This is a genomic window from Dickeya lacustris (assembly GCF_029635795.1).
In the GTDB taxonomy this organism is placed as follows: Bacteria; Pseudomonadota; Gammaproteobacteria; order Enterobacterales; family Enterobacteriaceae; genus Dickeya; species Dickeya lacustris.
In genome coordinates, this window is the sequence record NZ_CP114280.1 from 3,554,321 (window position 1) to 3,579,564 (window position 25,244).

The following is a 25,244-nucleotide window of genomic DNA, read 5'->3' on the forward strand; positions in this document are numbered from 1 at the left end:
CGTCGTGTCAGATATTGTATGGCAATTTTGTTTCGACAGGCAGCCAGAGGCGGCATGGTAGTAAAAAAGATGTTATTTGCCGTGATGATACTGGCATCACTGTTAATGGACGCAGGCGCTCAGGCACAATCGACGCATCCTGAATGGGCATTGATATCCGATGCGGATGTACGCCGTACCGTATCAGGGATTATCAGCTATTCTCATTGGCCCGAATTGGATAGGCTACCGGTACTTTGTGTGTTTTCTTCCGCCCATTTTCTCTCGGCGCTGACCACGCCTGCGGGTGTACAAGAGAAAGTGGTGTTTAACACGCTGGTGATTAAGGACACTCAGGAGCTGTTCGCCTCTGAGTGTGACGCGGTGTATTTCGGCGAGGAGTCGGCGGCAGAGCAAAATAATGCCGCGAGCTACGCGGTCGGCCATCCGTTGATGACCATTGCCGAACAGTCCCCGCGTTGCCTTGAAGGTAGCGCTTTTTGTCTGGTATTTGACAACCACACGGTGGGGTTTGCTATCAATATGGAAGCGCTTTCCCGCACCGGTGTGCGAGTAAATCCTGATGTATTAATGCTGGCGCGGGAACGATACTGATGAAAACACCGCCCCCGGCTTCGCGCCCGACCACATTTCGTCAGGTGTTGACTCGTATCAATACACTTGGCCTGGTGATTACCATGGTGTTTTCATGGTTGTTGATTACCGTTGCATCGCTAATCTGCTTTAAACAATACGCTGAGAAGAACTTGCAGTTACTGGGGTACACCTTAAGCCGCAATGTTGAGGCGGCTGTGGTATTTCGCGATGCGACCGCCGCAAACGACGCCCTCAGTAACCTCGGTAAGCAAGGCCAGTTCAGCCTCGCGATTTTGACGGATGCCAAAGGTAAAACGCTGGCACAGTGGCATGATGAGGATAATCAGGACGAGACGCATCTAAACTACCTGATTTCTCAGTGGCTATTGGCCGGAAATGTGGTGCAACCTATCATGCATCGTGGGCAACTGATCGGTTACTTAACCATTCGCGGTGCCGATACGCCAGCCCGTAATTTTGTGTTTTTCTCTCTGCTGTCGCTCACGCTATGTATGATGCTGGCGTCGCTACTGTCTATTGTGATTTCCCGGCGCTTGCACAGTGGGCTGATTTTGTCGCTGCATAATATCACTGAGGTGGTGCACGATATTCGCGAGAATCGGCATTTTTCCCGCCGGGTGCCTGCCGTCAGCGTGGCGGAGCTTGACCGTTTTGGTAACGATCTTAACAGCCTGCTGGAGGAAATTGAGCGCTGGCAGCGGCAGATGCAGCATGAAAACGACTCTTTGCTCAAACGCTCACTACATGACCCCTTGACCGGGCTTGCCAACCGCACCGCGTTTATTAGCGCGCTGTCTAATTTGCTGGATGACCCCGCGTATCAAGATAATACCAGCCTGTTATTTATGGATGGCTATCGGTTTAAAAACATTAATGATACTTACGGGCATGCTGCCGGAGATCTTGTACTGCTGGCTGTTGCCAGTCGTCTGTCTCAGTGCAAGGGAGCGCAAGATTTGCCAGCACGTCTGGCGGGTGACGAGTTTGCGTTGATTCTGGTGGGAAAAAAAGATCTGTACGAGGTACAAACAACGGTAGAAGCGATTCGTCAGGCCATGCAACAGCCAGTGATGTTGCCTGATGGCCAGCAGGTGACGATGTCTTTGAGTATTGGCGTGGCGCATGCGTCAGCACAGATGTCCCCTGAGACGTTAATCGAACTGGCTGACAAAGCCATGTACCACGATAAACAGCAGCAACGCCGTCAGGATTTTGAGCGTGTTTTGCGCTATCTGGATGCGGACATGGCCGTCAAGCCGTAGTGTTTTATACATCGCGAACGCTATACCTATTGAAACAGTGCAGTGTGATACTGTTCGCGCCCTGAAGGGGAATGTATAAAAAAACTTGAACCAATCAGAGAAGTTCGGCAGGGTTGAGGGCATATTGCAGCAGCGGTTCATGCCGTTTACTGAACGCCACGTACTGAACCGTCGGCATCGCAATAAATAGATAATATGGCACCGGGCGTATTAACGTCGGGTGATCCAACAAACACCGTGTTGCCAGCATACCTGTTATACCGCGATAGGCGCGGTTTACGGGTAGTGAGGCGAGGTTTTATTGCAAGGGAGGATGGCATGGCAGTGAAAAGCAGACTCATCAAAAATTTCACTTCGTTAGGGCCCTATTTGCGTGAAAATCAGTGTGAGGAAAACCATTTTTTCTTTGATTGCCTGGCGGTTTGTGTCAATGTAAAACCCGCGCCGGAAAAGCGAGAGTTTTGGGGCTGGTGGTTGACGGTGGAACGTCAGGAAAACACGTTGTTCTACACTTACCACACCGGTCTTTTCGACAAAGCGGGCAACTGGCGCGAAGAAACCATCAAAGATACTGAGGTACATGAGAAAGTGCTGGCTACCCGTGAAGATTTCCATACCCGCCTGCAGGCGCTGGTAGAACAACTCGACCCACCTTTTTCCCTCTCCGCACGACCATGATGCTCTCCGGCATCGCGCCGGAGTCAGGGGTTTTCGCGTTGTGCCGGTTGGCATAGCGCGTCTCTCCTGTTACAACGTTTTTTTCATCCTTTATTGATAGTTCAACGCAACGGCAGAAAAATTATGAGTGGCAGCCAGACTTTGGTTGTAAAACTGGGTACCAGCGTGCTGACCGGCGGTTCGCGCCGCCTCAACCGCGCCCATATAGTTGAACTGGTGCGCCAGTGCGCCCAGCAGCATGCCGCAGGGCATCGCATTGTGATTGTGACGTCCGGGGCGATTGCCGCTGGTCGCGAGCATCTTGGCTACCCCGAATTACCGCCGACCATCGCCACCAAGCAGTTGCTGGCGGCGGTGGGGCAGAGCCGGTTGATTCAACTGTGGGAGCAACTGTTCTCCATCTATGGCATCCATATTGGCCAGATGCTGCTGACCCGTGCCGATCTCGAAGACCGCGAGCGTTTCCTGAATGCCCGCGACACCATGCGCGCCCTGCTCGACAATAACATCGTCCCGGTGATTAACGAGAACGATGCGGTAGCGACGGCGGAAATCAAAGTTGGCGATAACGATAACCTGTCAGCGCTGGCTGCGATGCTGGCGGATGCCGACAAACTGCTGCTGTTGACCGACCAGACCGGGCTCTTCACCGCCGACCCGCGCACCAATCCTGATGCCGAGCTTATCCGTGAAGTGCAGGGGGTGACTGATGAACTGCGCCAGATTGCCGGTGGCAGCGTCTCCGGCCTCGGCACGGGCGGTATGTCCACCAAATTGCAGGCCGCTGACGTGGCGTGCCGCTCTGGTATTGAGGTGGTGATCGCCGCAGGCAACCGACAGGGTGTGATTGCCGATGTGATTAACGACATCTCGGTCGGCACCCGCTTCCACGCGCTGGAAACCCCGCTGGAAAGCCGCAAACGTTGGATCTTCGGCGCACCGCCTGCCGGTGAGATAACGGTGGATGACGGCGCGCTGGCCGCCATGCTGGAGCGCGGCAGCTCGCTGTTGCCCAAAGGCATCCGTGACGTGGCGGGCAATTTCTCCCGTGGCGAAGTCATTCGTATCCGCAGCCTGAACGGGCGCGACCTGGCCCATGCCGTCACCCGGTATAACAGCGACGCACTGCGCATGATTGCCGGGCACCACTCTCAGGAGATTGCCGAAATCCTGGGGTATGAATACGGCCCGGTCGCGGTTCATCGCGATGACATGATCATTATTTGAGGAACACACCATGCTTGAGCAAATGGGACAGGCGGCCAGAGCAGCCTCTTATCAACTGGCAGCACTCAATACTCACCAGAAAAACCGTGTGTTGCTGGCGATCGCTGACCTGCTGGATACGCAGCAGGCCGCTATTCTGGACGCCAACGCGCAGGATTTAGCGCAAGCCAAAGAGAATGGCATGAGCGAAGCCTTGCAGGATCGCCTATTGCTGACGCCTGCACGTTTAAGCGCCATCGCTGACGATGTGCGCCAGGTATGCCGCCTGAATGACCCGGTCGGCGAAGTGATCGACGGCCGGATGCTGGACAACGGCCTGAAACTGGAACGCCGCCGGGTGCCGCTCGGCGTGGTGGGGGTGATTTATGAAGCCCGCCCGAACGTGACGGTGGATGTCGCCAGCCTGTGCCTGAAAACCGGCAACGCGGTTATCTTGCGCGGCGGTAAAGAGACCTATCGCACCAACGCCGCCACGGTAAAAGTGATTCAGCAAGCGTTGGAGCAGCATGGCTTGCCTGCTGCAACCATTCAGGCGATTGAAAGCCCGGATCGTGAACTGGTCAACCAACTGCTCAAGCTCGATCGCTACGTGGATATGCTGATCCCGCGCGGCGGTGCCGGGCTGCACAAACTGTGCCGCGAGCAGTCCACCATTCCGGTGATTACCGGCGGCATCGGCGTGTGCCATATGTTTGCCGACGACAGTATTGATTTTGAAAAAGCGCTGACTGTTATCGAAAGTGCCAAAATACAGCGCCCCAGCGCTTGCAACAGCCTGGAAACCCTGTTGGTACACCAGGCGATTGCCGCACGTTTTCTGCCGCAGCTCAGTGAGAAAATGGCCCAGGCCAACGTCACGCTGCACGCCAGCGCCAGCGCCATGCCGTATCTGGCGAACGGGCCGGCCACGGTCGTCGCCGTCAACGAGCAGGATTATGATGACGAATGGCTCGCCAACGATCTCAACGTCACGCTGGTTGAGGACATGGCGGCGGCGATTGCCCACATTCGTCAGCATGGCACCCAGCATTCCGATGCGATCCTGACGCGCTCCATCAGCAACGCTGAACGCTTCGTGCGTGAAGTGGACTCCGCCGCCGTATACGTCAACGCCAGCACCCGCTTTACCGACGGCGGCCAGTTTGGTCTGGGCGCAGAAGTGGCAGTCAGCACCCAGAAACTGCACGCGCGCGGCCCTATGGGGCTGGAAGCGCTCACCACCTACAAATGGATTGGTTACGGCGACGATTTGGTTCGCGCATAACACGGCTTATCCCCGGCAGCCGCGCGCCATCGCCTGCCGGGTAAAATGCTTAGAAAACCATCAGACGATACGCACAACTCTTGACTTGCCAGAGCGATTTCACTAGTTTGTCACCCCGTAGTTCACGTCACGCACTCGCGGGACGCCCTCAGGGCCGATATAGCTCAGTTGGTAGAGCAGCGCATTCGTAATGCGAAGGTCGTAGGTTCGACTCCTATTATCGGCACCACTTACACGTTTCCCTAAGTCTACTAAAATCCACTCAAAGCCCTTATAATGCGGGGTTTAAGCCCTTTTTTGTGTCCTGACGTCTACTGAGATACCCCAAAATCTACAGTCAGATGGGGGTATATCTAGGGGTATATGCTGTTCGGTCTTGTGGAGATACCCCCAATGAAACTCAATGCCAGGCAGGTAGACACCGCCAAACCTAAAGACAAGCCCTATAAACTCTCGGATGGTGGTGGGCTGTATCTGTTGGTGAATCCGAATGGCTCGCGTTACTGGCGCTTGAAGTACCGTGTCGATGGAAAAGAAAAAATTGCTGGCGCTGGGGGTTTATCCCGCCATTTCACTGGCGCAAGCCAGAGGAAAACGTGACGAAGCGAAAAGGGGGATCGCTGGGGGTATCGACCCGAATGTTGCCAGGCGCGAGGAAAAAATCGCGCGCGAGGTGCAGATAAAAAACACCTTTCAGGATATTGCGCTGGAATGGCACGCCAGCAAAATCAAAAAATGGTCGGCGGGCTATGCTTCCGACATTATGGAAGCCTTCAATAAAGACGTTTTTCCGTATATTGGCAACAAGCCGATTGCTCAGATTAAGCCGCTTGAACTGCTGAACGTGCTACGGCGCATGGAGTCTCGCGGAGCCACAGAGAAAGCCAAGAAGGTTCGCCAGCGCTGTGGCGAAGTGTTTCGCTACGCGATCGTTACCGGTCGGGCCGAGTATAACCCCGCGCCGGATCTCACCAGTGCCATGCAAGGGCATGAATCCACCCATTACCCCTTTCTGAATGCGCAAGAACTGCCGGAATTCTTTCATGCCTTGTCTGAGTATACCGGTAGCAAATTAGTGCTGCTGGCGGCCCGTTTGCTGATTTTAACCGGTGTGCGCACCGGTGAACTCAGAGCGGCGAACTGGCAGGAGATAGACACTGAGAATGCGCTATGGGAAATCCCCGCCGAACGCATGAAGATGCGACGCCCCCATTGCGTGCCGCTTTCCCGTCAGGCCATCGCTATTCTTGACGAGATCAGAGAAATGACCGGTCGATATCCATTGGTATTTCCTGGCCGTAACGACCCCCGCAACACCATGAGTGAAGCCAGTATTAATCAGGTCTTCAAGCGTATTGGTTACGCCGGTCGAGTCACCGGCCACGGTTTTCGCCACACCATGAGCACCATTCTCCACGAACAGGGCTACAACACGGCATGGATTGAAACCCAGCTTGCCCACGTTGATAAAAACGCGATTCGCGGTACCTATAATCATGCCCAATATCTGGACGGCAGGCGCGAGATGCTGCAATGGTATGCTGACTATATGGAAAGCTTTGAGAACGGCGGCAATGTGGTGCATGGACAGTTTGGCCGTCATCCTTGATGGGGTTTTGGGGAATAGAGCGGTTTAATTTACTGAATACTTTGATGTTTATATGGGGATGTTATGCACGAAGGATTTTCTATTCGGGAAATAGGGCAATCTGCTTTAGCCAGCACGAATGAATTGTTTATTGAAGCCAGGCATGGTGTGCGTGTTGCAGAATTAACGGCTGATGATTTGGCGTGGTGTGTGGCGCTAACGCGTAATCTGCCCGAAGATAGAAAGCTACCTTGGGATCAATGTGGGGGCGTGTTGGCAGAGCTTGATACGTTTAACTTCAGTTTCAAGCTATTGGATAAGGATTATCAACCGGCTGGTGCTTGTCTATGCCGCTACTGCCCAGCAACGGCTGACCTTGGGGCGGTGTTGAATATTGAAATGATCCAGAATTTCAACATAATGCCTTCAATTCTGGATGGTAACACCATGCAGTTTGCTTTATGGGCCGTAATTTATTTTATGCTGGACACAGAATGTGAAGGTGTTCGCCTTATGTCCCCAATCAATGATGACATTGCTGATTATTACATAAGAGAACATGGCTTTTGGGATATATCCGGTGATCGCAGCATTCTTTATCGAGATGCTGACGGTTTAGTAACGTGGTTTCAGGCTCAACTCGGTGGGCCACAGGTTGCCGGTGAATAAGATTTGAGCAATAATGGTCGTATGAAAAATATTTTGAAAGGGGAAAGCACATGGTAGCCAAAACGAAAAAATTGCCTGTATCAGCCCCTGAGCGTGGCGAGCATCAAGCAGTGAATAATGGGATGGCTGGTGTTGCAGCACGCACTTTTACGACTGAAGAAATTGACGCGATGACGCCACGAGGCAAAAAGATCACCGCGTCGCGTGCCGAAATCCATGCCATGCTACTCAACGCAGCAAGAAACGTGAAATTTCAATCCTCCCCTATCATTGAAGCCGCTGGCGGCATGAGCAAATCAGCCAAATGACGTGACGCAGCCGTATCAGCGGCTGTTTTATCCTATAGCGCAATAAAACTGTATGTATAGACAGTCTTTGTCGTGCTGGGTAGACTTCGGTAGACGAGCCAAAGCAATAACAGGCTATGTCCAGAAGACACCCGGAACCCTTCTTTTTCTGTGAACTGGCATAGCTACCGTTAATCAAGGAATGAGGTGGTTATGCCCGCATTTGATAATTTGCCCGATCTTTCCCACTGGAAAACGATTCAGGAATTCACCATAGAGCAGGCCGCTTTATTATTGGCGGGGATCGATCCCTATGATTATGACGATGGGTTACAAGCGGTCAGGAGTGGCCGACATGAACGTTGGAAATTAGCCTGGGGGCTTTCTGAAGGGATCGTTAGTGCCATTCGTCGCGGGGTATTAACGCCGGTTGTATGTATGGGTGAAGAGGAAAAATGGAATGACTGGGAGAATGCTTATTTCACGCATTATGAGCCAATAAAAACGACCGACAGAACCAAGGAAATCAGTAAAAGAAAAACTATTATTACTCGTGATTCTTTATTCTCTTGGGTTGAAGCTGAACGTGTCGATTACGCCAAAAGACCAAAAAAAGAAACGGTTATTCTCCATCAACATGCATACTCCCAAAATACACGTACCATTATTGATGTTGAACCAGAAGCAAGAAAGCAAAGTGTGCCAATGCTGCCTTTGTATGAACACAAATCCGAAGGGCTGGAATTAGTTGAAGAAGCGATAAAACAATTCTGGTCAACCTATGATGAAAACGATCCTGCGACTGCGCCCACCAAGCAGGAAGTGATGACATACCTGAAAGAAAAGAGTGTCTCCAATAATCTGGCGGAGGCGGTTGATATGGTGCTGCGGCCCTTCTCGGTAAGAGGGGTTGGCCGAAGAAGGCAAACGAAAACAAATGGTTAAATGGTGGGTGCCGATTCGTTCAGAAGGGGGGCACCCATTGCCGAAAACAGGCCGTCACCTGGAAAAACCAGCCGGTTTTTAGCCTTTTACCCTGGTCACGCTTTGTCTGTTTGGGTGCCCGGCACCAGAAATCCTACCCGCCTATTTATTTGTTTTTCGGTATTCAAAAATAGCTCCTGTTATCGCAACGCCTACAGGAGTAAACCATGCAAAAAACATTGATTCGATTGCCTGAAGTTCAGCGGCGTACCGGCTATAGCAAAGCCTGGGTATACCGTTTGATGGCACGAAAACAATTTCCTTCAGCGGTGAAAATTGGATCTCGCGCCATTGCCTTTGTCGAAAGTGAAATAGACGAATGGATTAACCAGCGTATTGCCGAGCGCGATCACCATACAGCCGGAAAATAACACAGCCTTCTTTTTTAACCTTTTCAGGAAATCACATCATGGGATATTCATTCGCCGGAATAAGCCGGAGCAGGCCACCTTTTGCCCTGAAAAAAACAGGGCTTAATACCAGCATTGGGATTTTGCCAGGCCAGCAACAAATCTTATTGACGATGGCAAGCCCTCTGGCTTATCGTTATTTCGTTGCCGCAAAATCGGCAACCAGGTTTAGCAGCCTGAATGTACAAGCGGACGACCGCTTTTTTATCACGCGGTTTTTTTACGTCCGTCAACCGAGTTGCGCCCAAATTATGGTGGGGCGTAATGGGGGAGCCTTCGGGCTCGCCGGTTTCTTGTACGCCGGTCTGCTAACCCTGTTACGTCCCACCACCCTGTTTAGCAGCGGGATGGTGGGGTTTCTGAACCCGTACAAGAGGCCGCCGCTATGGTTGCTACCCCTACCTTCGCTTACCCTGAATTTACCTTTCTGTTTCTGGCCGTGCATCGTGCCGGTTTTTCACACCCTTGCCACAAGGCGATTGTTGCCACTGATAAATGCAGTGCCCGCCGCCATCTGGAGCCGGATTTTATTCTGGTCTTTGCCGGTCGCCTGCCAGTTCAGGGGGTGCGCCATGTTTGATAACACCCCGCTGGAGCTGGAAGAAATTATCGACCAGTGCCGGGCGCTGGCGTATGCCATCGTCGAACTGGAGCAGCCAGAAGCCAAAGAGATCCTGATGTTTATCCTGTGGGAGCGCCTTGATTGCCTTTATCGCACCCATTTGCAGGAGCAACAGGCCCCGCTGATGCTGGAGGAGCGGGCCGATGCGTAATATCGACCTTATCCGCGACACCGCCAGTGCGGCGCAAGGGCGCTGGCGGGCGGTACTGGCCCAATTGGGGATTACGGTTCCCGACAATGCCCGCCAGCACGCCCCCTGCCCGGCGTGCGGTGGTAAAGACCGCTTCCGTTTTGATGATGACGGGCGCGGGGCGCATTTCTGTAATCAGTGCGGGGCCGGTGACGGTCTTGAACTGGTGCAGAAAGTCAGGCAGTGCGATATCACCGCTGCCGCCCGGCTGGTAGCGGAGGTGGTCGGCACGCTGCCTGCGTCTTCTGTCGCTGCGCCAGCAGACCCCCCCGCCGCCAAACGCCAGCGCTTTCTGCAACGCTATCAGGCGCTGGCGCGTCAGGCGGTGCCGGGCGTATCGGCCTATCTGGCCGGGAAAGGGCTGGCCGCTACGTACCCGCTGCTGCCGGATGGGCGCCTGTTGCTGGCGTTACAGACAACGGAAGGCACCATCACGGCAGCGCAGACCCTCGCCCCGGACGGCAAAAAGCGACTGCTGACCGACTCGGCCAAAACCGGCGCGTATTACCCGGTCACTGCGCCCGCCCACCCCGACACGGTTATTCTGGCGGAAGGGCTGGCAACCGCGCTGAGTGTCAGCCAGATGAACCCAACGGCCATGACGGTGGCCGCCATCGACGCCGGAAATCTGCTGCCGGTGGCCCGCGCCTTGCGCACACGCTTTCCCGCTGCCCGGCTGATAGTGGCGGCGGATAACGACACCACACCGGGCAAGGCCAACACCGGCAAACAGTGGGCGGAGAAAGCCGCCCGCGAAGTGAACGGCTGGGTGGCGCTGCCGCCGACCGATGAAAAAGCCGACTGGGACGATTACCGCCAGCAGGCCGGTATCGAGGCGGCAACCCGCGCCTTTCAGGCATCGCTGTATCAACCAACCGACGACACCCCACCGGCCAGACGCGAGCCGCTGACCCCGTTTGTGGACAGCCGCACCACCGGGGTGTACTGGGTGACGCCCAAAGCCGACCGGGACAGCGGCGACATCATCCAGCACGAGCAGTGGTTATGCTCCCCGCTGGCGGTGGTGGGCGTCGGGCGTGATGACGCAGAGCAATACCTTATCCTGCGCTGGCAGCCTGCCGGAGCGACACAGGCCGTGACCGCTGCCCTGCCGCTGGCAGACGTGGGCGAGCGCGAAGGCTGGCGCACGCTCAAGGCGGGCGGCGTAACCGTCACCACCCGGCCCTACCTGCGCGCCATTCTGGCCGACTGGCTCCAGCGCCAGCACAGCGGCGAGGTCTGGCATATCGCCCACAGCACCGGCTGGCAGTGCGGCGCGTACCTGATGCCGGATGGCGAAGTCATCGGCACCCCGTCGCGCCCGGTACTGTTCCGGGGACGCAGCGCTACCGCGTTCGGTTACGGCATCAGTGGCACGGCGGAAAGCTGGCGCGAGTCGGTGGCGCGGCTGGCATCCGGCAACCCGTCGATGATGACCGCCATTGCCGCCGCTCTGGCCGCGCCGCTGATTGGCCTGTCCGGTTCGGACGGCTTTGGGCTGCATTTCTATGAACAGTCGAGCGCCGGGAAAACCACCACCGCCAATGTCGCCACCAGTCTGTACGGCGACCCGCAGGCACTGAAGCTGACCTGGTACGGCACCGCGCTCGGTATCGCCAACGAAGCCGAAGCCCATAACGATGGCCTGCTGCCGCTGGATGAAGTCGGCCAGGGAAGTGATGCACGGTCGGTGTCCACCTCGGCCTACACGCTGTTTAACGGTGTCGGCAAATTGCAGGGGGCGCGGGAAGGCGGCAACCGGGAGCTGAAACGCTGGCGCACGGTGGCGATTAGCACCGGGGAAATGGACATGGAAACCTTTCTCGCCAGCGCAGGCATTCCCCCCAAAGCCGGGCAACTGGTGCGCCTGCTCAATCTGCCGCTGGAGAAGGCCCAGCAATTCCACGGCTACCCGGACGGCAAGGCGCACGCCGATGCGCTGAAAGCGGCGTATCGCACCCATTACGGCGCAGCCGGTAGGGCATGGATACGCTATCTGGCCGAACACCGCGAGGACGCCATACAGGCGGTAAGCGAGGCAGAAATCCGCTGGCGCAGCCTCATTCCTACTGATTACGGCGAGCAGGTTCACCGGGTGGCGGAGCGCTTCGCCATTCTGGAAGCGGCGCTACTGGTGGGCCGGGCCGTCACCGGCTGGGAGCCGCAGGCGTGCCGGGATGCGATACAGCACAGCTTCAATGCCTGGATTAAGGAATTCGGCACCGGCAACAAAGAGCACCAGCAAATCACCGCCCAGGCGGAAGCCTTTCTGAATACTTACGGCCTCAGCCGCTATGCGCCGGTGGGGTATGACCCGCGTGATTTACCGATTCGGGAGCTGGCGGGCTACCGCGACAAGGGCAAACACGACGATGAACCGATGGTGTTCTACACCTTCCCAGCCACCTTTGAAGCGGAAATCGCCAGGGGGTTTAACGTGCGCCACTTTGCCCGCGTGCTGGCACAAAGCGGGATGCTGAAGCCCGGCGCTGACGGCAAGCACACCCGTAAATCCATCCGGGTGGACGGTCGCCAGCCGCGTTTTTACGTGCTGATGTACCTGCCGGAAGAGGCGGAAGCGACCGGCTGACGCTAACGCGACGAACAACGGGGTTCACGTGGTTCAGGGGGTCATGACAGGTAACTACCTGTTTTATCACTCAGTGAGTGAATTTTTTGAACCACCGGTGAACCCCGTTTTACCTGCTTTGAACCCCCATTCACTGAACCACCCTGTGAACCCCGTTTTACTGGCGGGAAGGGGTTCATTATCGGTGAATGTTTCACCACCATAAAAATACAACCCACTGATTTTACATCACTAAAATACGTAGCCTACTAACGTGAACCACAAAACCACCTGAACCACCGGCGTATGGCGTGTTATACGGCTGGCGTAAAAAATCACACCGCCCGATACCGTCTTACCCCATGCACCATAGAGAAATATATATACCCGTCATACTTCAAGTTGCAGGTGTGTTGGCTGCGTTCGCTCACCCGAATCACTTACCTGAGTAAGCTCATCGGGATTCGCTCACTTGCCGCCTTCCTGCAACTCGAATTATTTGGGGTATAGGTTTTACGGTGAACGTCGGCAGGATGACAGAAGAACGGAGTACCGCAATGAACGAACGTAAAAGATTACTGAAGCGCTATCAGGCGCACCATGACCGCAAGATGGCCGAACACCGGGCCTGGGCCGCTACCGGCTATGACCCGCAGCACAGGCCGCCGCTGGAGCCTTATCCTGACGAACTGCGCGGCCTGCAATGCTGCGCCACCACCCGTGCTGGCACACCCTGCAAACGCACGGACATTTACCGTAATGGCCGCTGCAAATACCACGGCGGCAAAAGTACCGGAGCCAAAACGCCGGAAGGCAAAGCCCGCCAGTTAGCAGGCTACCGCCGCTGGCTGGAGAACAAACGCAAAAACGAAGCCGCTACGGCATAACGTGCGCAGTGGTTCGCACGAGCGCTGGCGGGTGCGAACTGCGAACCTACTGGAAAATTGGCTAACATATTGTCATAGCTAAATTTTTCAAATTGACAGCAAATTGAAATCAATTTGTACGGCGTGGAAACATGCTAAGGTATTACACGATTATTATATTATAAAATTATAATAACGTGCATTCCATTTGCTAAATTCATTAGCACAACTAAAGAAAATGGTATATATTTCCATTGTTTGTCTTAAGGTAACATCTAAAAAGTGAATATGGAATAATACTCATGTTTCATATGATAAATGATTTAGTGATAATAAAAATAAACCATCAAAATTAAATCTAATAATAGGGTGATAATTTCAATTCAATGACTTTAATGTTAAGGAGAATTATGAAGAAAATTGGAATTGTTTTTGGAAATGGAGTTACAATTGATTTAATAAAAAATTTGAATAAAGATTCAGATATTGAACCAACTGATTTGTTTAGGTTTGGTGATGTTGTTAAATGGCCTGCAACAGATGAACCTGGTTTTTTATCGCCTAGGTTTTGCCCTAATCTATGGCGCTTGGGCGCAAGGCCGGGATTAAATCGAAAGGAATCCTATAAAATAATAGAAGAGTTAATAACGGTAATAAATTTATATGCAACACTCCCTAAAAAAACAGTAATGACGAAAACTCAAAAACAAAATAGTCAAGTTTTTAGCACGTATATACACGCATATCATGAGTTGGTTAGTTATTTGAGGGAGTTATTTATAAATTATAATTCAAAAGTAAGTGATGTTGAGCTTAAAAATGTGGATTGGGGGTGGAAAGATTATCTTCTTCGATTGGATAAAAATGATGATATTGAAAAGGTTGATATTATCACATACAATTATGACATTTTTCTTGAGAGGGTTCTGGATATTTTAAATATAAAGTTTTCCATCCCAGGGATAAAACAGAATGGTGGAAAGTTTAATATTTATAAACCGCATGGTTCCATAGGGTTTTTACATAAAAAGAATTTACCAAAAGGCGACTATAATATACCAAGCAGCTATTCTATTAACAATGGAAGTTTGGCTGACATATATAATGATTATATAAATTTAACTTTATATATGCCTGCGATACCACTTATTCCTCCAGCAGGGGAAGCTGACAGGTTTGGTCAATATTGGGCCAAAGAGATCAGAGATATGTTAATTGAAGAAGTTAGCAGTTTTAATGATAGAGATGAATTTATAATTTGCGGATTGTCATACTGGCATGTAGATCGTTCAGAGATAGATGAAATTATAAGAAACATCAACTGTGACGTAAAAATGCGGATGATTAACCCCGGAAATGTAGAAGGGCTAAGCTCTGTATTAAGCATGGTCTTTGATAATTACATACATCACTCATCATCAAAAATTCTTAAGGAGCTAAATTAATGGATATACTCAAAAGAGACTCAAATAGCATTAACATAGCCTCCTTTTGGGAAGGGTATAACTTAAAAAAATTTAATTTTGAACCACCTTATCAGAGAGATAGTGTTTGGAATGAAGAGAAACAGTCTTTTTTTATTGATAGTATATTAAGGAATTATCCTATCCCACCTATTTTTTTACATCAAAAAATAGACGATGAAACAGGTAAGATTTTATTTGAAGTTGTTGATGGAAAACAAAGGTTAACAGCTATTGTTAGCTTTATAAATGGAACTATATCATCTGCAAGTGAAGAGGATGATGATATTCTTACTGGGATTTATTTCAATGACCTGTCAAATGATAACTTAGCTGAGGTTAAGAAAAGATTTTGGCGCTATCAAATGCCAATAGAATACATTGATACTGAAGATGAAAAAATGATAAATAGTATCTTTGATAGATTGAATAGAAATGGAGAAAAACTTAATGGCCAAGAACTTAGGAATGCCAAGTATCATGACAAGAGTTTCTATAAAAACATCGTTAATAAGTCAATGGTCCAGTATTGGAGTAAATTACTTATAGATTTAGATAAAAAGAGAATGGAGGACAAAGAGTTTATTTCTGAGTTGATTTTCAGTGTCTTAGAGAATGATGTATTAGGTGCAAACCAAGAAACAATAGATGCGTTATACGAAAAATACTGTACGAAAGAAGATGACGAAACTATGCCTGCATTTCATGAGTTTGATGAAATAAGTGATTTTTTGGAAGGTATGTCAATAAATTTCTCCGAATATAAAGCATCAGGAGTTAGCCACATATATGCATTTTTCTGTTATTCAAGACATTGCATCAAAAATAATATCCCAGCACTTAAAGCAAAAAAAAATCTCGAAGATTTTTTAATTACTCTCTGGACACCTGAAAGTAAAGAATATGAAACAATCCGTAAAGATTATAGAAAAACAATGAGTTCGAGTACGAAAAGCAAATCACAACGCTATAAGCGCGTTGATGCATTAATATCATTGCTGAGGTGAAGTTGTTTTCACTACATATAACGGTGGTGGCATTTTAAAGCTGCCACCGTTGAAATCTAACCTTCGAATCTTGGTTTATACGTCATCTAGATGACTGTAGCTACAACTAAACAGACTCCATAACAATAATTAAAGTAGCAATAAAACCATGGCATGATTTTATATCATTGGTTTTTATTATTTATCGCCATTTTTTGGTGTAAATAAGAGTGGGATATCAATATGCAAAGTTATTATTTATGTGTCACTATGCCTAGGAATTAAATGACTACGCAAAAACCAGACGCTAATGTGGAAGCAGAATAGCACCATCTGGTACAATATTATCCGCAGGCAGCAGCTCAGTGAGGTTAGATGATTAACACAATTCATGTTGGCGCAGCCATTGATTGAATGCCCTGCGGCGTTTAGGAGCACGAGATTTGGTGTTTCATATCTTATTGTGTGAAAACAATACTAAATTTAAGTTTTACGCATTTTCCAACCCTCCGGTATTTACTTGTACCCGGTTAGCCTCACAGCTAACCGAGTACGGAAAAATGGTACGCAATGTGATCCTACGCCTTGGATACTACGGAAAACCTGAGTTTCAAGATCAGATAGCACGGAATAAAGAGAGGCCGTAAGCCTTGCCCGTGTTGCGATTATACCATGACTGCGCAATCTGAATTGCGCAGTTCGCAGCCCAACTGCGCAAAACGAAACCGAACGGTAGCCATTCGCAAATCGGACTCTAGCCCTTGCTATGACTGGCTTTGGCAGATATTGGCACCGGTTTCCATTTTTGCCAGAATCATATTATTTCGTATTCAGATTGCGAACTCTGCGCATGTTGATGCGCACTGGAGGCGGATAATGCGTGACCAGACGCGAAGTTACACCACCGATTTGCCACGTATTAACCTGCAATTTCTCGCCCATTTGCGCGATAAGTTGGGCAATGCAACACCCAATACGCAGGTTTGCTGTGACACAGAGAGCGGAAGACTCTATTTATCACGATATTCAGATGGCTACAGCGCCACCATTAACGGTGTCACGCGAAAGCTCGGTATTACGGCCACACGCGTGGGGTATGGTGTGCGTGAATGGTATGTTTGCCCCCACTGTGGCGAACGGGCAGCAAAACTGTATATCGGGTGTAAAGATATCGGCTGCCGAAAATGCTGGCATCTTCATTACGCCAGCCAAAGCAAAGACGAAGCCGACCGTTTATTACTGAGTGCGCGTAAGCAGCGCCGGGCGATTTGGGGCGATGATTTCCCACCCGCAGACAACTTGCTTAACCCCGCTCGGTGGCTTGCAAAGCCAGCCCGGATGCGCTGGGAAACCTTTGAAAGAAAGTTAGCCCGGTTGATAAAAACCGAGGCCGCATATTGGCGGGTGTCAGATGCGAAAATGACAAGAATGACCGGACGGCTGATTCGGAAGGTAGAAAAGGCAGAACGGGAAGCCAGAAAAGCAGCCAGTTAAACACCGGGCCTTAGTATTAGCATTGTCTGTTTTTTAAGCGTGCAACTGGATGTTTATTATCATGTACATTAAGATGATCACTATAACAGACGTTTTACAGGTGATTTATGGAACGCATTCTTGCTGAAAAATCTATCAACATCACCGAGTTAAGAAAAAACCCGGCGAAATATTTTATTGATGAACCTGTTGCCGTTCTCTCCAACAACCGTCCCGCTGGCTACATGGTCAGCGCTAAGGTATTTGAAGAACTGATCGACCTGTTGGAAGAGAAGCAAGGCAGGGTGCATACCGCTGCGCGTTTTCGTCCAGGTGCAGAACGGTTAAGCGAGATTGCGCAGAACGGGCAAACACTGCTGCAAAATGCCTCTGACAAGGATCTGACCGAGTTCACGGAATGAGCATCAGGATTTTCAAATCAACGCTTATCCGCCAGCAATTAAGCCCACAAGAGCTGGATGATTTGGTGGCGGATTTTCTGTCGTATAAAAAAGAGGGCGTGTTGCCGGATACCTTTGGCCGTGATGCGCCTTATGATGATGACCGCACCTATCCCCTGGTGAAAGAAGAGCAGGTGGCCCACATTCATCTTGCTGATGCGGATGCCCCTTTCCCTAAATTTTTACGCCAGTTCAAGCGAACCAGCGATCAGGCTCACTTGGTGTACTGTCAGGGTGCCAGTGATCCAGATGCCTACCTGCTTATTATCATTCTGAAACCCGAAGCGCATAAGATGGCGCGAAATAATAACCACATGCACAAGATAGGTGTGATGGCCGAAGCATTCAGAATGAAGTATTGAGTTGCTCGAAAAATACCCGAACAACCGGGGCGCAAAAGCCGTTGGGGGTATATTTGGGGGTATCAATAAACATGAAATGGATTATTTGTCTGTATTATCAATGTATTAGTTTTAATATTTTGTTCCTATTATCGCACCATAAAATCAGTAAGTTACGATATCACCCCTCTCTGAAATCTTCTTTTCTTGCTCTCGGGTACACTCTCGGGTACACAAATTACAATGTATAGGTTATCTCTGTGGTTTTTTTACAAAATTCCCATCACCCATTTGGGCACAAGTTTTACTGATGCCGGATAGATGTAAGCAACAACCTAAAACCAGATTCAGTACTTGCAAAACGGAGGTAGTCCATAGATGTAGAAGGTCGCATCGGTTGCGGCAAAGCTCCCGCGCAGAAACCTCGGCTTTGACCTCGCGGAGAATACTGATGATCTGTTCGTCAGAAAAACGCTTCTTTATGGAAATGCCATCAAGTTGCTGATGAAGACATTACTAGGCCGTGTCCCTTAACTTAACAACCGCTTCAAAAATAACCTGATCGCTCCCAGTTTTAGCATACTCAGGTAGTTTCTGGCGGTTTTTTCCGAGCGGGTGACAATACGGCGATTTTCTTTGAGTATCGCAAAGCAACGCTCCACGACATTGCGTTTTTTGTACAGGCGCGTGTCGAGGGGACGACGTCCGTCCCGACTGGCCTTCTCATTCGATTTAAACGGAATAACCGCTTTTATTCCTTTCATTTTCAAATGAATGCGAAGGTTTTTACCTGAATAACCCTTATCCGCCAGCACCGCTTTCGGACGTGATTTCAGGTGCCCGCCTTTTCGGATAATCCCGACCCGGTTGAGCAACGTTTCCGCGTATCGGCTTTCGTGGGCCTGTCCACCGCTCAGGCAAAAACTCAGCGGTAATCCTGTGCCATCTGTCGCCAGATGGATTTTGGTGCCAAAGCCGCCGCGAGAGCGACCCAGCCCATGGTCCTCGCATTCATCGGGATGTTTTTTTTCGCACCAGCGGCCGCTTTCAGGGCGCGAACGTTACTGCCATCCAGCGCGATAACATCCCAGTCAATCAGCGCTTTTTCATCCAGAATCTGGAGTAATTTATTGAAAATGCTGTTCATTATTCCGGCTTTAGACCACCGATTGAAGCGGTTGTAAATGGTTTTCCATTGACCATAACGCTCAGGTAAATCCCGCCACGGCGCGCCAGAGCAAAGCACCCAAAATATGCCATTCATGACATGTCTGTGCGCAAAGTAAGGACGCCCGCCTCGGGAAGAGCCTCTTTCAGGCGGCAGCATGGGAGAAATCAGCGCCCAAGCGTCATCGGGAAAATCATAACGAGCCAAATTAAAGCACTTCTTGTGATGAAATCATGTCCCTGATTGTACAAAAAACAGTTACGGGACACACCCTAACATCACTGCGTATTAATCAACGGAGAGCAGGTTAAAATTTTTATATTTACAACTCCTTGTAATATCTATAAATTTAAATTCTTTATAAGCGCGTGTTAGGGATTTGTAATGAAGAACCTCTGCTTATATCAGAAGTTTTTAGTCAATAGATGTTGATAACATACTATTTTTATTAATTTTTTGATGATATTGAAGGCTAAGATGGATAATGTGGATAACTACCTTTCTTTGTCAGAAGTGGTTAATGAATACAATATTCACATTAAGGACGTTATCCAGAAATGGACTGATGGAGATATTACCCTTTTTGTCTATTTTGAAGCTCACCCATGCAGAATAAAGCAATTTTCCTCAAACATGTACACCTATGAAGGAGGGAGTGCTACGTTTAATGAAAGATTTTACCATGACTATAAAGGACTAAAAACATCAATTTTTATTCCTGAAGATAATTTCTTGAAAAGATTGGTAACTGTAGAAAAATATCTATATTCAGAGTTTGACTTTAAAAATATTTCGCCTAAAGGAAAGTTTTATGAGACGGTATTCTTTGGAACTGCATTCGGATTTTGGGTGGTAAAGCCGACGTACATTGCTCATTTGTCTAAAAAGTATACGTTAACGGATCTAGAGACTTTTAAAAGAAAAAGAGATATTCCCGGTGCTGTGCTTGTTTATCGCTATCATGGTAAAGAAAATTATTTTTCAACTGATTGCGAACACTTGATCTTTGATGAGCCTGTATATATCGAAAGAAATGAGTTAGTTGTCAGGAAAGATGATATTAAATTACATTTTCCTAATTTGAAGAAGGTTCTCTTAACGGAGTTAGTGAATAAAAACTATCTTAATGAAAAAAATTCATCAAACTCACCTAACGATGTAGGGGCATTTGATTCTGTAAAATCTTATCCTGTTCTAAAGCACAGGGTTGCATTATATATCGTTATTCGTGAGTGGTGGGGGGATAGGGAAGGGAATGATGAAACAATAGCCTATAAAGCGGCCGAACATCTCAAAAGTAATTATAATAGAAGAACAAAGGGGAAAACTATCGAAGGGTGGATAAAGAAACCAGAGGAAATAAAACATCAACCTAGAACCTATGCCGTACAGATAGAAACATTATCTATTTTTATCAATGAGGTATGCAAAGAAAAAAATATTAGAAAAAGCGAATTTGCGGTAGCGAAAATGTTGACAGAGCTAGCACAGCAAGAAAAATATAAATTAGATTTTTCCTTTAGCAAGGAGGAGGTAAAAAAATGGTTATAAAAAACGGTCATGAAAAAGTAAGTTTGTCTCCTATTGCTGGGTAGGATTAGTTGAGTAACTAGATAGTTTCGCACATTGATGCTTCACTTCTCATCGTGAAAGGCCAAAGCTGATGGGAGATCGCACACATTCCAAATGTAGTGCTATACGCGATAATGAAATGGACACCTCCCCATATTGGCTTCAGTGAACCATGCTGTAAGTGTCATCCATCAGCACAATGAAGAGCTGTCCCATAGAACAAATTATCGGAATTGATCTGGCAAAGCGAGTTTTTCAGGTTCATATCGTTTCTGCACAAGGCGAGAAAAAGGCGAACAAAATGATCACTCGTGAAAAGCTGATGGCTTTTATTGCTCAGCAACCCTTGTCCAGAATTGTGATGGAAGCGTGCGGGAGTGCCAATTACTGGTCCCGCCAGTTTAAGACATTCGGGCATGACGTCAGACAAATCAGCCCGTGCTTGCGTTGGGTCGGTGTCCATATAGCTATTTAGATGATATTAGTGCTCGTATACCCGAGCTGTGTCGACAGCTTCACCCATCAACTCCGGCTTATTTGCGAGTAATTTTCATTTCAGACGTCGGTACATGTCTCAGCTCAACAGAGCTACACCTCCTGCCATAAACCCTTTTCGTCGCCAGTAAGCAGCCTTATAGGGCGTTTTTTAATCTCACTATTTTACATATTTTGATATTAATTTCAGTTGGTTAACTGCTATGTGAATGACGGGGGACGCGTAAAAAAGCTCTTGCTACTAAGACGCTTAGTAAGGCTAAACCCTCTTTATTTTCAATTGCGTTCTACCGCATCATTGCGTCCATCGAAACAAAAGGAGGCAATATGAGCACCGTATTTATCATCCCGACAGCTGAAGAGCGCCTACGAATCCTGCGGGATTACGGGGAACAAGGCGATCGCCTGGTGCGTGAACGTGAGCGCCAGAGAATCACGTCCATTTCCCGCTCTACCGCGTGGAAACTGGAACAGGTGGGTAAGTTTCCACAACGTAAGTCTATCGGCCTGAAATCCTGCGGATGGCTGTTAAGTGACCTGCTTTGTTGGATCAATGAGCGTTAGCATCGGGATTTTTTTGGCATTTATTTTTTGCTTTTTTTTCCTGAATGCCCCGTGTTCATCCTGCTATTTCTGCCATTAATAGCGGAATAGCAAGGTAAGGGGAATCGTTTTAAACATTAACTGAATAAGAGGTATCTATGCTGTGTGGTCGTCCTTTTCCTGTACACGTGTTTCCGCAGATCATCAAAAACGCGGTTTATGAAGTGGAGCAGCACACTCAGGCTCCCACGGGCTTGATTGCCGCATCGGTACTGGGGGTTATTTCGCTTGCCTGTCAGAACCGGATTGATGTGTGCCGACTGAATAATTTGCGCAGCCCGGTATCGCTTTTTTTACTGACGCTGGCGGAATCTGGTGAGCGAAAAAGTACGGTTGATAAACTGCTGATGAAGCCATTACATCAACTGGAAGAAAATTTATTTAAAAAGTATACGCATGATCTTGCCATCTGGCGAAATGATGAAACAGCTTTTAATGTTGAGAAGAAAGCCCTGATGTCAAAACTGAAATCAGACATTCGCCTTAACAAAGAGCATTCCATAGCGAATGAACGACTGAAAGCACTGCTGGCGGCGTACCCGGAGGCACCGGTAAGGTACAAACAGATATTCAACGATGCCACACCAGCGGCGATAAAAGATCACCTCTGTGGGCGCTGGCGATCTGTCGGTATTATGTCTGATGAGGCTGGCACTATTTTTAACGGTTACACGTTGAACGAGCTGCCTTTCATCAACAAGATGTGGGATGGTGCAATGTTTCCCGTAGAAAGGAAAAAAGAGCCTGATAAATTAATCAGGGATGCCAGAATGACGCTGTCGCTGATGATTCAGCCTGATGTTTTTAAGGGCTACATCGAGCGGAAAGGCGATATGGCAAAAGGGATAGGCTTCTTCGCACGGTGCCTTATGTGCCAGCCTCGCTCAACACAAGGCTACAGACAAATTACCAGTTCGGTTGTCTCAAGTGAGCATCTGCCGATATTTCATCAGCGACTGATGGAGATCGTTAATGAGAGCATAGCCAAAAACGATGAAAATGAGCGTCAATGCCTGCACTTCTCTCCTAAGGCAGAAAAATGCTGGATCGAATTTTATAACAAAGTCGAGTCGGAAATGGGCCTGATTGGCTTCCTGTCTGACTTTAAGGATTATGCGTCTAAGATCGCAGAGAACATGGCAAGGATTGCTGCACTGCTGCATTATTTCAACGGTGATGAAGGAGACATATCTCTTAATGCGGTGGAATCAGCCGTAGAGATAAGTGCCTGGTATGCAGATGAATATGTGCGAATTTTCTCTAAGCCCGAGCCCCTGATTCTGGTAAGTTCCGAAGCGGATGAACTTTACGCGTGGATAAAAGATTATTGCTACAAGTATTTCGTGCCGTATATCAGGAAGACAACCATCCTGCAATATGGTCCGAACCGGTTCAGGAACCGGAGTAAAGTGAATGAACTACTCAGTACGCTTTACTCGCAAAAGAAAATACGGGCAGAGAAAAGAGGGAAAACCCTTTTTATACAACCTGCCGATAGTTTTATGTAACGGACAAGCCAAATTTAAAACGATAATAATCGTTTTATTAAAGAGCCATCGTTGTAACTAATTGCAGAGTAACTTTTAATCAGTCATCGCAGGCTGTGGCTATTTTTTTTCTGAAATAGAGTGTCGGATAGTTATTATATTGCTATTAACGTGTTGTCATTAATCATGCCTGTATATTCATCACACTAATAAGATGTAGCCAGTAATGCAATGACTGTTATCCATCAAGGAATAATTTATTATGAATATCTACGAGAGCGAGTATGGAAGTCATGTTAAATCATACAAACAAAGGATTATCGAAGTCATTAATAAGGCTATTAAAGAATACAACCGTACACTGGCAATACGGGTGGATCTTCATGACCCGGCTATTCTGGATAATGGTGATACCATTTCCTGTATCGCTAATACTGATTCAGGTGCTATATCAAGATTTACCAGTTCACTGAAAGCCAAACTGGCAGCAGATGAACAACGTAAACGTAAAGATGATAAAAGGGTACACCCGAATACGCTCCGTTATGCGTGGGTACGGGAATTTACTCAGAATGGTAAACGTCACTTTCATGTATTTCTGTTCCTGAACAAAGATGCTTATTACCACCTGGGTGATTTCAATCTGGATGAAGATACGCTAAGAACCATGATCACCTCGGCATGGTGTAGTGCATTAAATCTGACCCCCGAAGAGGGACAGCACTTGGTACAATACCCTACTAATGGTAAATATACCCTGAACCGTGACGATATTCTCAATAATATTTATCCCAGAGATTTACTGAACCGGATTGATTATCTCACCAAAGTGAAAAGTAAGATTTTTGGTGAGGGCGATCGTAATTTTGGCTGTAGCCTAAGTTAATTTATTTTTACAGTATTGGCCTTTCTTATGAGAGAAAGGCCAAACTAAAGTAGGTGGCGATTTAGCCGACTAATTTATCTGTGGAGATTTTCCTCTCAGAAGAAAAATAGCATCCATAACTTCAGTAGAGTGCGATAGTGTTTCAATGGTTGCTCGAAGTGAATAAAATAATTCATATTCCACAGGGGATTTATCATAATCATTTTAATATTCAGTAAGTAAATGAGGTTAAATTGTGACAGGTAGGAAATAGCTACCTTTTTCCTGGTCAGAGAATCTTAACTACTGAAGTTGCTTACGATAAGATTGCTGAATATTGATGGCATAAATAAATGGTTTCTCATATTACCGCTACACTTGTTGGAGGTGGTACCCCGTTAGCACGGGCCTCGCACAATAAGAGGTGACGCATCAATGTGCGAAATTATTTAGCTAGAAAAGGGAAATTCACCGTTTCCCTTCATTATTGACCTCAAACCGTTTAGCTATTTGAAATAATTTCAGCTTGTTTCCGCATCAGTTCGACTGCATATGATGTTCTATCTGGCGGGTACTTATATTTGTGTAGCGCCTGACGTACAAAAATACGCAGTCGGGCTCGTATGCTTTCGCGCAGCATCTCGTTATTCAACAGGTGCGGGCTGCTACGATTGAGAATGTCTTTTAGTTTAGGGGGGGATTTCATCCAGCGCGTTGTCCACCAGCTAGGAAAAGGAGAATAGTTTGCGTTCTACCCGGTTGTCTCATCCAGCCACAATACCCTACCGGTTGGTAGCAATGCTTTGTTTTTCAGCGTTTCCATGCGTGCGGTTTTGGGCACCCAAAAGACATTTTTCTCGGTATAGTAATCTTCGCGCGGCATAGCCTAGATATTGTCCAGATTGCTGACATCGCGGAACAGGGTGATCAACTCCTGTTGACGTGCCTCAAAGACATCAGACATATACTCTAGGAGGATCAGGCCTAGAGCCACATACTTGTAGTCGGTGGTGCCCATTCCATGTTGGAATACATTGTGCAAAATGACAACCGGAACGCTTACGATTACAAATGACACTGCGTAAAGAAGTTTGCTTTTGATCGGTGAATAATATGA

General features: G+C 48.3%; 23 protein-coding genes, 1 tRNA gene and 5 pseudogenes. 25 read left to right on the forward strand and 4 right to left on the reverse strand.

Features of this window, described 5'->3' with window-relative positions; translation table 11 throughout:
- The first annotated feature begins 54 nt into the window (after positions 1-54).
- The 20 genes and pseudogenes from yfiR to O1Q98_RS16115 all read left to right on the forward strand — a co-directional run bounded on the left by yfiR (position 55) and on the right by O1Q98_RS16115 (position 17,958).
- Positions 55-594: a regulatory sequestration protein YfiR gene (gene yfiR, locus O1Q98_RS16020; protein ID WP_164513025.1), complete on the forward strand. Its 540-nt coding sequence runs from the start codon at positions 55-57 to the stop codon at positions 592-594.
- Positions 594-1,859, forward strand: coding sequence for a diguanylate cyclase DgcN/YfiN (dgcN, locus tag O1Q98_RS16025; protein WP_125260409.1), 1,266 nt, complete (start codon positions 594-596; stop codon positions 1,857-1,859). The genes yfiR and dgcN overlap by 1 nt, the downstream gene beginning before the upstream one ends.
- A gap of 318 nt (positions 1,860-2,177) precedes the next feature.
- Positions 2,178-2,537, forward strand: coding sequence for a sigma factor-binding protein Crl (gene crl, locus O1Q98_RS16030; protein ID WP_125260408.1), 360 nt, complete (start codon positions 2,178-2,180; stop codon positions 2,535-2,537).
- A 123-nt stretch (positions 2,538-2,660) separates the two neighbouring features.
- The gene (gene proB, locus O1Q98_RS16035; protein ID WP_125260407.1) at positions 2,661-3,764 is read left to right on the forward strand and encodes a glutamate 5-kinase; all 1,104 of its coding nucleotides are present in this window, start codon (positions 2,661-2,663) and stop codon (positions 3,762-3,764) included.
- Positions 3,765-3,774: 10 nt separating this feature from the next.
- A complete protein-coding gene (gene proA, locus O1Q98_RS16040) occupies positions 3,775-5,028 on the forward strand; it encodes a glutamate-5-semialdehyde dehydrogenase (RefSeq protein WP_125260406.1) in 1,254 nt (417 codons plus the stop codon).
- A 153-nt stretch (positions 5,029-5,181) separates the two neighbouring features.
- Positions 5,182-5,257 (forward strand) — tRNA-Thr (locus O1Q98_RS16045).
- A gap of 164 nt (positions 5,258-5,421) precedes the next feature.
- Positions 5,422-6,637: pseudogene (locus tag O1Q98_RS16050) on the forward strand (tyrosine-type recombinase/integrase).
- 63 nt (positions 6,638-6,700) lie between these two features.
- Complete coding sequence (locus O1Q98_RS16055) at positions 6,701-7,285, forward strand: hypothetical protein (protein WP_125260404.1); 585 nt, start codon at positions 6,701-6,703, stop codon at positions 7,283-7,285.
- 50 nt (positions 7,286-7,335) lie between these two features.
- Positions 7,336-7,593, forward strand: a complete 258-nt coding sequence (locus O1Q98_RS16060; RefSeq protein WP_012768698.1) for a hypothetical protein — start codon at positions 7,336-7,338, stop codon at positions 7,591-7,593.
- A 192-nt stretch (positions 7,594-7,785) separates the two neighbouring features.
- Positions 7,786-8,517: a hypothetical protein gene (locus O1Q98_RS16065; protein WP_164513024.1), complete on the forward strand. Its 732-nt coding sequence runs from the start codon at positions 7,786-7,788 to the stop codon at positions 8,515-8,517.
- A gap of 206 nt (positions 8,518-8,723) precedes the next feature.
- The gene (locus O1Q98_RS16070; RefSeq protein ID WP_033577577.1) at positions 8,724-8,927 is read left to right on the forward strand and encodes a helix-turn-helix transcriptional regulator; all 204 of its coding nucleotides are present in this window, start codon (positions 8,724-8,726) and stop codon (positions 8,925-8,927) included.
- Positions 8,928-9,351: 424 nt separating this feature from the next.
- Positions 9,352-9,546 (forward strand): host cell division inhibitor Icd-like protein, encoded by a 195-nt coding sequence (locus O1Q98_RS16075; RefSeq protein WP_125260402.1) that lies wholly within the window; start codon positions 9,352-9,354, stop codon positions 9,544-9,546.
- Complete coding sequence (locus O1Q98_RS16080) at positions 9,539-9,739, forward strand: hypothetical protein (RefSeq protein WP_125260401.1); 201 nt, start codon at positions 9,539-9,541, stop codon at positions 9,737-9,739. The genes O1Q98_RS16075 and O1Q98_RS16080 overlap by 8 nt, the downstream gene beginning before the upstream one ends.
- Complete coding sequence (locus tag O1Q98_RS16085) at positions 9,732-12,368, forward strand: TOPRIM and DUF927 domain-containing protein (RefSeq protein WP_278142291.1); 2,637 nt, start codon at positions 9,732-9,734, stop codon at positions 12,366-12,368. The genes O1Q98_RS16080 and O1Q98_RS16085 overlap by 8 nt, the downstream gene beginning before the upstream one ends.
- Before the next feature lie 536 nt (positions 12,369-12,904).
- Positions 12,905-13,234, forward strand: a complete 330-nt coding sequence (locus tag O1Q98_RS16090) for an HGGxSTG domain-containing protein (RefSeq protein ID WP_015854059.1) — start codon at positions 12,905-12,907, stop codon at positions 13,232-13,234.
- Positions 13,235-13,623: 389 nt separating this feature from the next.
- Entirely contained in the window at positions 13,624-14,658 is a 1,035-nt protein-coding gene (locus O1Q98_RS16095; protein ID WP_125259773.1) for an SIR2 family protein, read from the forward strand.
- Entirely contained in the window at positions 14,658-15,683 is a 1,026-nt protein-coding gene (locus O1Q98_RS16100; protein WP_125259774.1) for a DUF262 domain-containing protein, read from the forward strand. Before O1Q98_RS16095 ends, O1Q98_RS16100 begins: the two co-directional genes overlap by 1 nt.
- 855 nt (positions 15,684-16,538) lie before the next feature.
- Positions 16,539-17,156, forward strand: coding sequence for a hypothetical protein (locus O1Q98_RS16105; RefSeq protein WP_125259775.1), 618 nt, complete (start codon positions 16,539-16,541; stop codon positions 17,154-17,156).
- Between the two features lie 107 nt (positions 17,157-17,263).
- Positions 17,264-17,557, forward strand: coding sequence for a type I toxin-antitoxin system antitoxin YafN (yafN, locus tag O1Q98_RS16110; protein WP_125259776.1), 294 nt, complete (start codon positions 17,264-17,266; stop codon positions 17,555-17,557).
- A complete protein-coding gene (locus O1Q98_RS16115) occupies positions 17,554-17,958 on the forward strand; it encodes a type II toxin-antitoxin system YafO family toxin (protein WP_013319142.1) in 405 nt (134 codons plus the stop codon). Before yafN ends, O1Q98_RS16115 begins: the two co-directional genes overlap by 4 nt.
- Before the next feature lie 378 nt (positions 17,959-18,336).
- On the opposite strand, the pseudogene O1Q98_RS19800 reads toward O1Q98_RS16115, so the two are convergent.
- Positions 18,337-18,420 (reverse strand): annotated as a pseudogene (locus O1Q98_RS19800) (transposase); the annotation flags it as partial.
- Positions 18,421-18,467: 47 nt separating this feature from the next.
- Positions 18,468-19,312, reverse strand: a protein-coding gene (locus O1Q98_RS16120) for an IS5 family transposase (RefSeq protein WP_278142298.1) whose coding sequence is annotated in 2 segments (ribosomal slippage) — positions 18,468-18,967 and positions 18,967-19,312 — 846 coding nt in all. Because the reading frame shifts where the segments join, the coding sequence is not laid out codon by codon here.
- 270 nt (positions 19,313-19,582) lie between these two features.
- Between O1Q98_RS16120 and O1Q98_RS16125 the strand changes: the two genes are divergently transcribed.
- From O1Q98_RS16125 to O1Q98_RS16140, 5 genes and pseudogenes are all read left to right on the forward strand, one after another.
- Positions 19,583-20,656 carry a hypothetical protein gene (locus tag O1Q98_RS16125; protein WP_125260204.1) on the forward strand — a complete coding sequence of 358 codons (1,074 nt, stop codon included), beginning with the start codon at positions 19,583-19,585 and terminating at the stop codon, positions 20,654-20,656.
- 235 nt (positions 20,657-20,891) lie between these two features.
- Positions 20,892-21,116 (forward strand): annotated as a pseudogene (locus O1Q98_RS19805) (IS110 family transposase); the annotation flags it as partial.
- A 383-nt stretch (positions 21,117-21,499) separates the two neighbouring features.
- The gene (locus tag O1Q98_RS16130) at positions 21,500-21,736 is read left to right on the forward strand and encodes a helix-turn-helix transcriptional regulator (protein ID WP_038923672.1); all 237 of its coding nucleotides are present in this window, start codon (positions 21,500-21,502) and stop codon (positions 21,734-21,736) included.
- A 137-nt stretch (positions 21,737-21,873) separates the two neighbouring features.
- Complete coding sequence (locus O1Q98_RS16135; protein WP_125260203.1) at positions 21,874-23,283, forward strand: YfjI family protein; 1,410 nt, start codon at positions 21,874-21,876, stop codon at positions 23,281-23,283.
- 241 nt (positions 23,284-23,524) lie between these two features.
- Entirely contained in the window at positions 23,525-24,148 is a 624-nt protein-coding gene (locus O1Q98_RS16140) for an inovirus Gp2 family protein (protein WP_125260202.1), read from the forward strand.
- 481 nt (positions 24,149-24,629) lie between these two features.
- On the opposite strand, the pseudogene O1Q98_RS19810 reads toward O1Q98_RS16140, so the two are convergent.
- Positions 24,630-24,764: pseudogene (locus tag O1Q98_RS19810) on the reverse strand (type I restriction enzyme endonuclease domain-containing protein); the annotation flags it as partial.
- Positions 24,762-25,145, reverse strand: a pseudogene (locus O1Q98_RS19815) (type I restriction-modification system subunit M N-terminal domain-containing protein); the annotation flags it as partial. The pseudogenes O1Q98_RS19810 and O1Q98_RS19815, both read right to left, overlap by 3 nt.
- Positions 25,146-25,244: the final 99 nt, after the last annotated feature.

Excerpts from the sequence above, each read along its gene's own strand:
- yfiR (WP_164513025.1), top strand. The coding sequence starts at position 55 with ATGGTAGTAAAAAAGATGTTATTTGCCGTGATGATACTGGCATCACTG.
- dgcN (WP_125260409.1), top strand. The coding sequence starts at position 594 with ATGAAAACACCGCCCCCGGCTTCGCGCCCGACCACATTTCGTCAGGTG.
- crl (WP_125260408.1), top strand. The coding sequence starts at position 2,178 with ATGGCAGTGAAAAGCAGACTCATCAAAAATTTCACTTCGTTAGGGCCC.
- proB (WP_125260407.1), top strand. The coding sequence starts at position 2,661 with ATGAGTGGCAGCCAGACTTTGGTTGTAAAACTGGGTACCAGCGTGCTG.
- proA (WP_125260406.1), top strand. The coding sequence starts at position 3,775 with ATGCTTGAGCAAATGGGACAGGCGGCCAGAGCAGCCTCTTATCAACTG.
- O1Q98_RS16055 (WP_125260404.1), top strand. The coding sequence starts at position 6,701 with ATGCACGAAGGATTTTCTATTCGGGAAATAGGGCAATCTGCTTTAGCC.
- O1Q98_RS16060 (WP_012768698.1), top strand. The coding sequence starts at position 7,336 with ATGGTAGCCAAAACGAAAAAATTGCCTGTATCAGCCCCTGAGCGTGGC.
- O1Q98_RS16065 (WP_164513024.1), top strand. The coding sequence starts at position 7,786 with ATGCCCGCATTTGATAATTTGCCCGATCTTTCCCACTGGAAAACGATT.
- O1Q98_RS16070 (WP_033577577.1), top strand. The coding sequence starts at position 8,724 with ATGCAAAAAACATTGATTCGATTGCCTGAAGTTCAGCGGCGTACCGGC.
- O1Q98_RS16075 (WP_125260402.1), top strand. The coding sequence starts at position 9,352 with ATGGTTGCTACCCCTACCTTCGCTTACCCTGAATTTACCTTTCTGTTT.
- O1Q98_RS16080 (WP_125260401.1), top strand. The coding sequence starts at position 9,539 with ATGTTTGATAACACCCCGCTGGAGCTGGAAGAAATTATCGACCAGTGC.
- O1Q98_RS16085 (WP_278142291.1), top strand. The coding sequence starts at position 9,732 with ATGCGTAATATCGACCTTATCCGCGACACCGCCAGTGCGGCGCAAGGG.
- O1Q98_RS16090 (WP_015854059.1), top strand. The coding sequence starts at position 12,905 with ATGAACGAACGTAAAAGATTACTGAAGCGCTATCAGGCGCACCATGAC.
- O1Q98_RS16095 (WP_125259773.1), top strand. The coding sequence starts at position 13,624 with ATGAAGAAAATTGGAATTGTTTTTGGAAATGGAGTTACAATTGATTTA.
- O1Q98_RS16100 (WP_125259774.1), top strand. The coding sequence starts at position 14,658 with ATGGATATACTCAAAAGAGACTCAAATAGCATTAACATAGCCTCCTTT.
- O1Q98_RS16105 (WP_125259775.1), top strand. The coding sequence starts at position 16,539 with ATGCGTGACCAGACGCGAAGTTACACCACCGATTTGCCACGTATTAAC.
- yafN (WP_125259776.1), top strand. The coding sequence starts at position 17,264 with ATGGAACGCATTCTTGCTGAAAAATCTATCAACATCACCGAGTTAAGA.
- O1Q98_RS16115 (WP_013319142.1), top strand. The coding sequence starts at position 17,554 with ATGAGCATCAGGATTTTCAAATCAACGCTTATCCGCCAGCAATTAAGC.
- O1Q98_RS16125 (WP_125260204.1), top strand. The coding sequence starts at position 19,583 with ATGGATAATGTGGATAACTACCTTTCTTTGTCAGAAGTGGTTAATGAA.
- O1Q98_RS16130 (WP_038923672.1), top strand. The coding sequence starts at position 21,500 with ATGAGCACCGTATTTATCATCCCGACAGCTGAAGAGCGCCTACGAATC.
- O1Q98_RS16135 (WP_125260203.1), top strand. The coding sequence starts at position 21,874 with ATGCTGTGTGGTCGTCCTTTTCCTGTACACGTGTTTCCGCAGATCATC.
- O1Q98_RS16140 (WP_125260202.1), top strand. The coding sequence starts at position 23,525 with ATGAATATCTACGAGAGCGAGTATGGAAGTCATGTTAAATCATACAAA.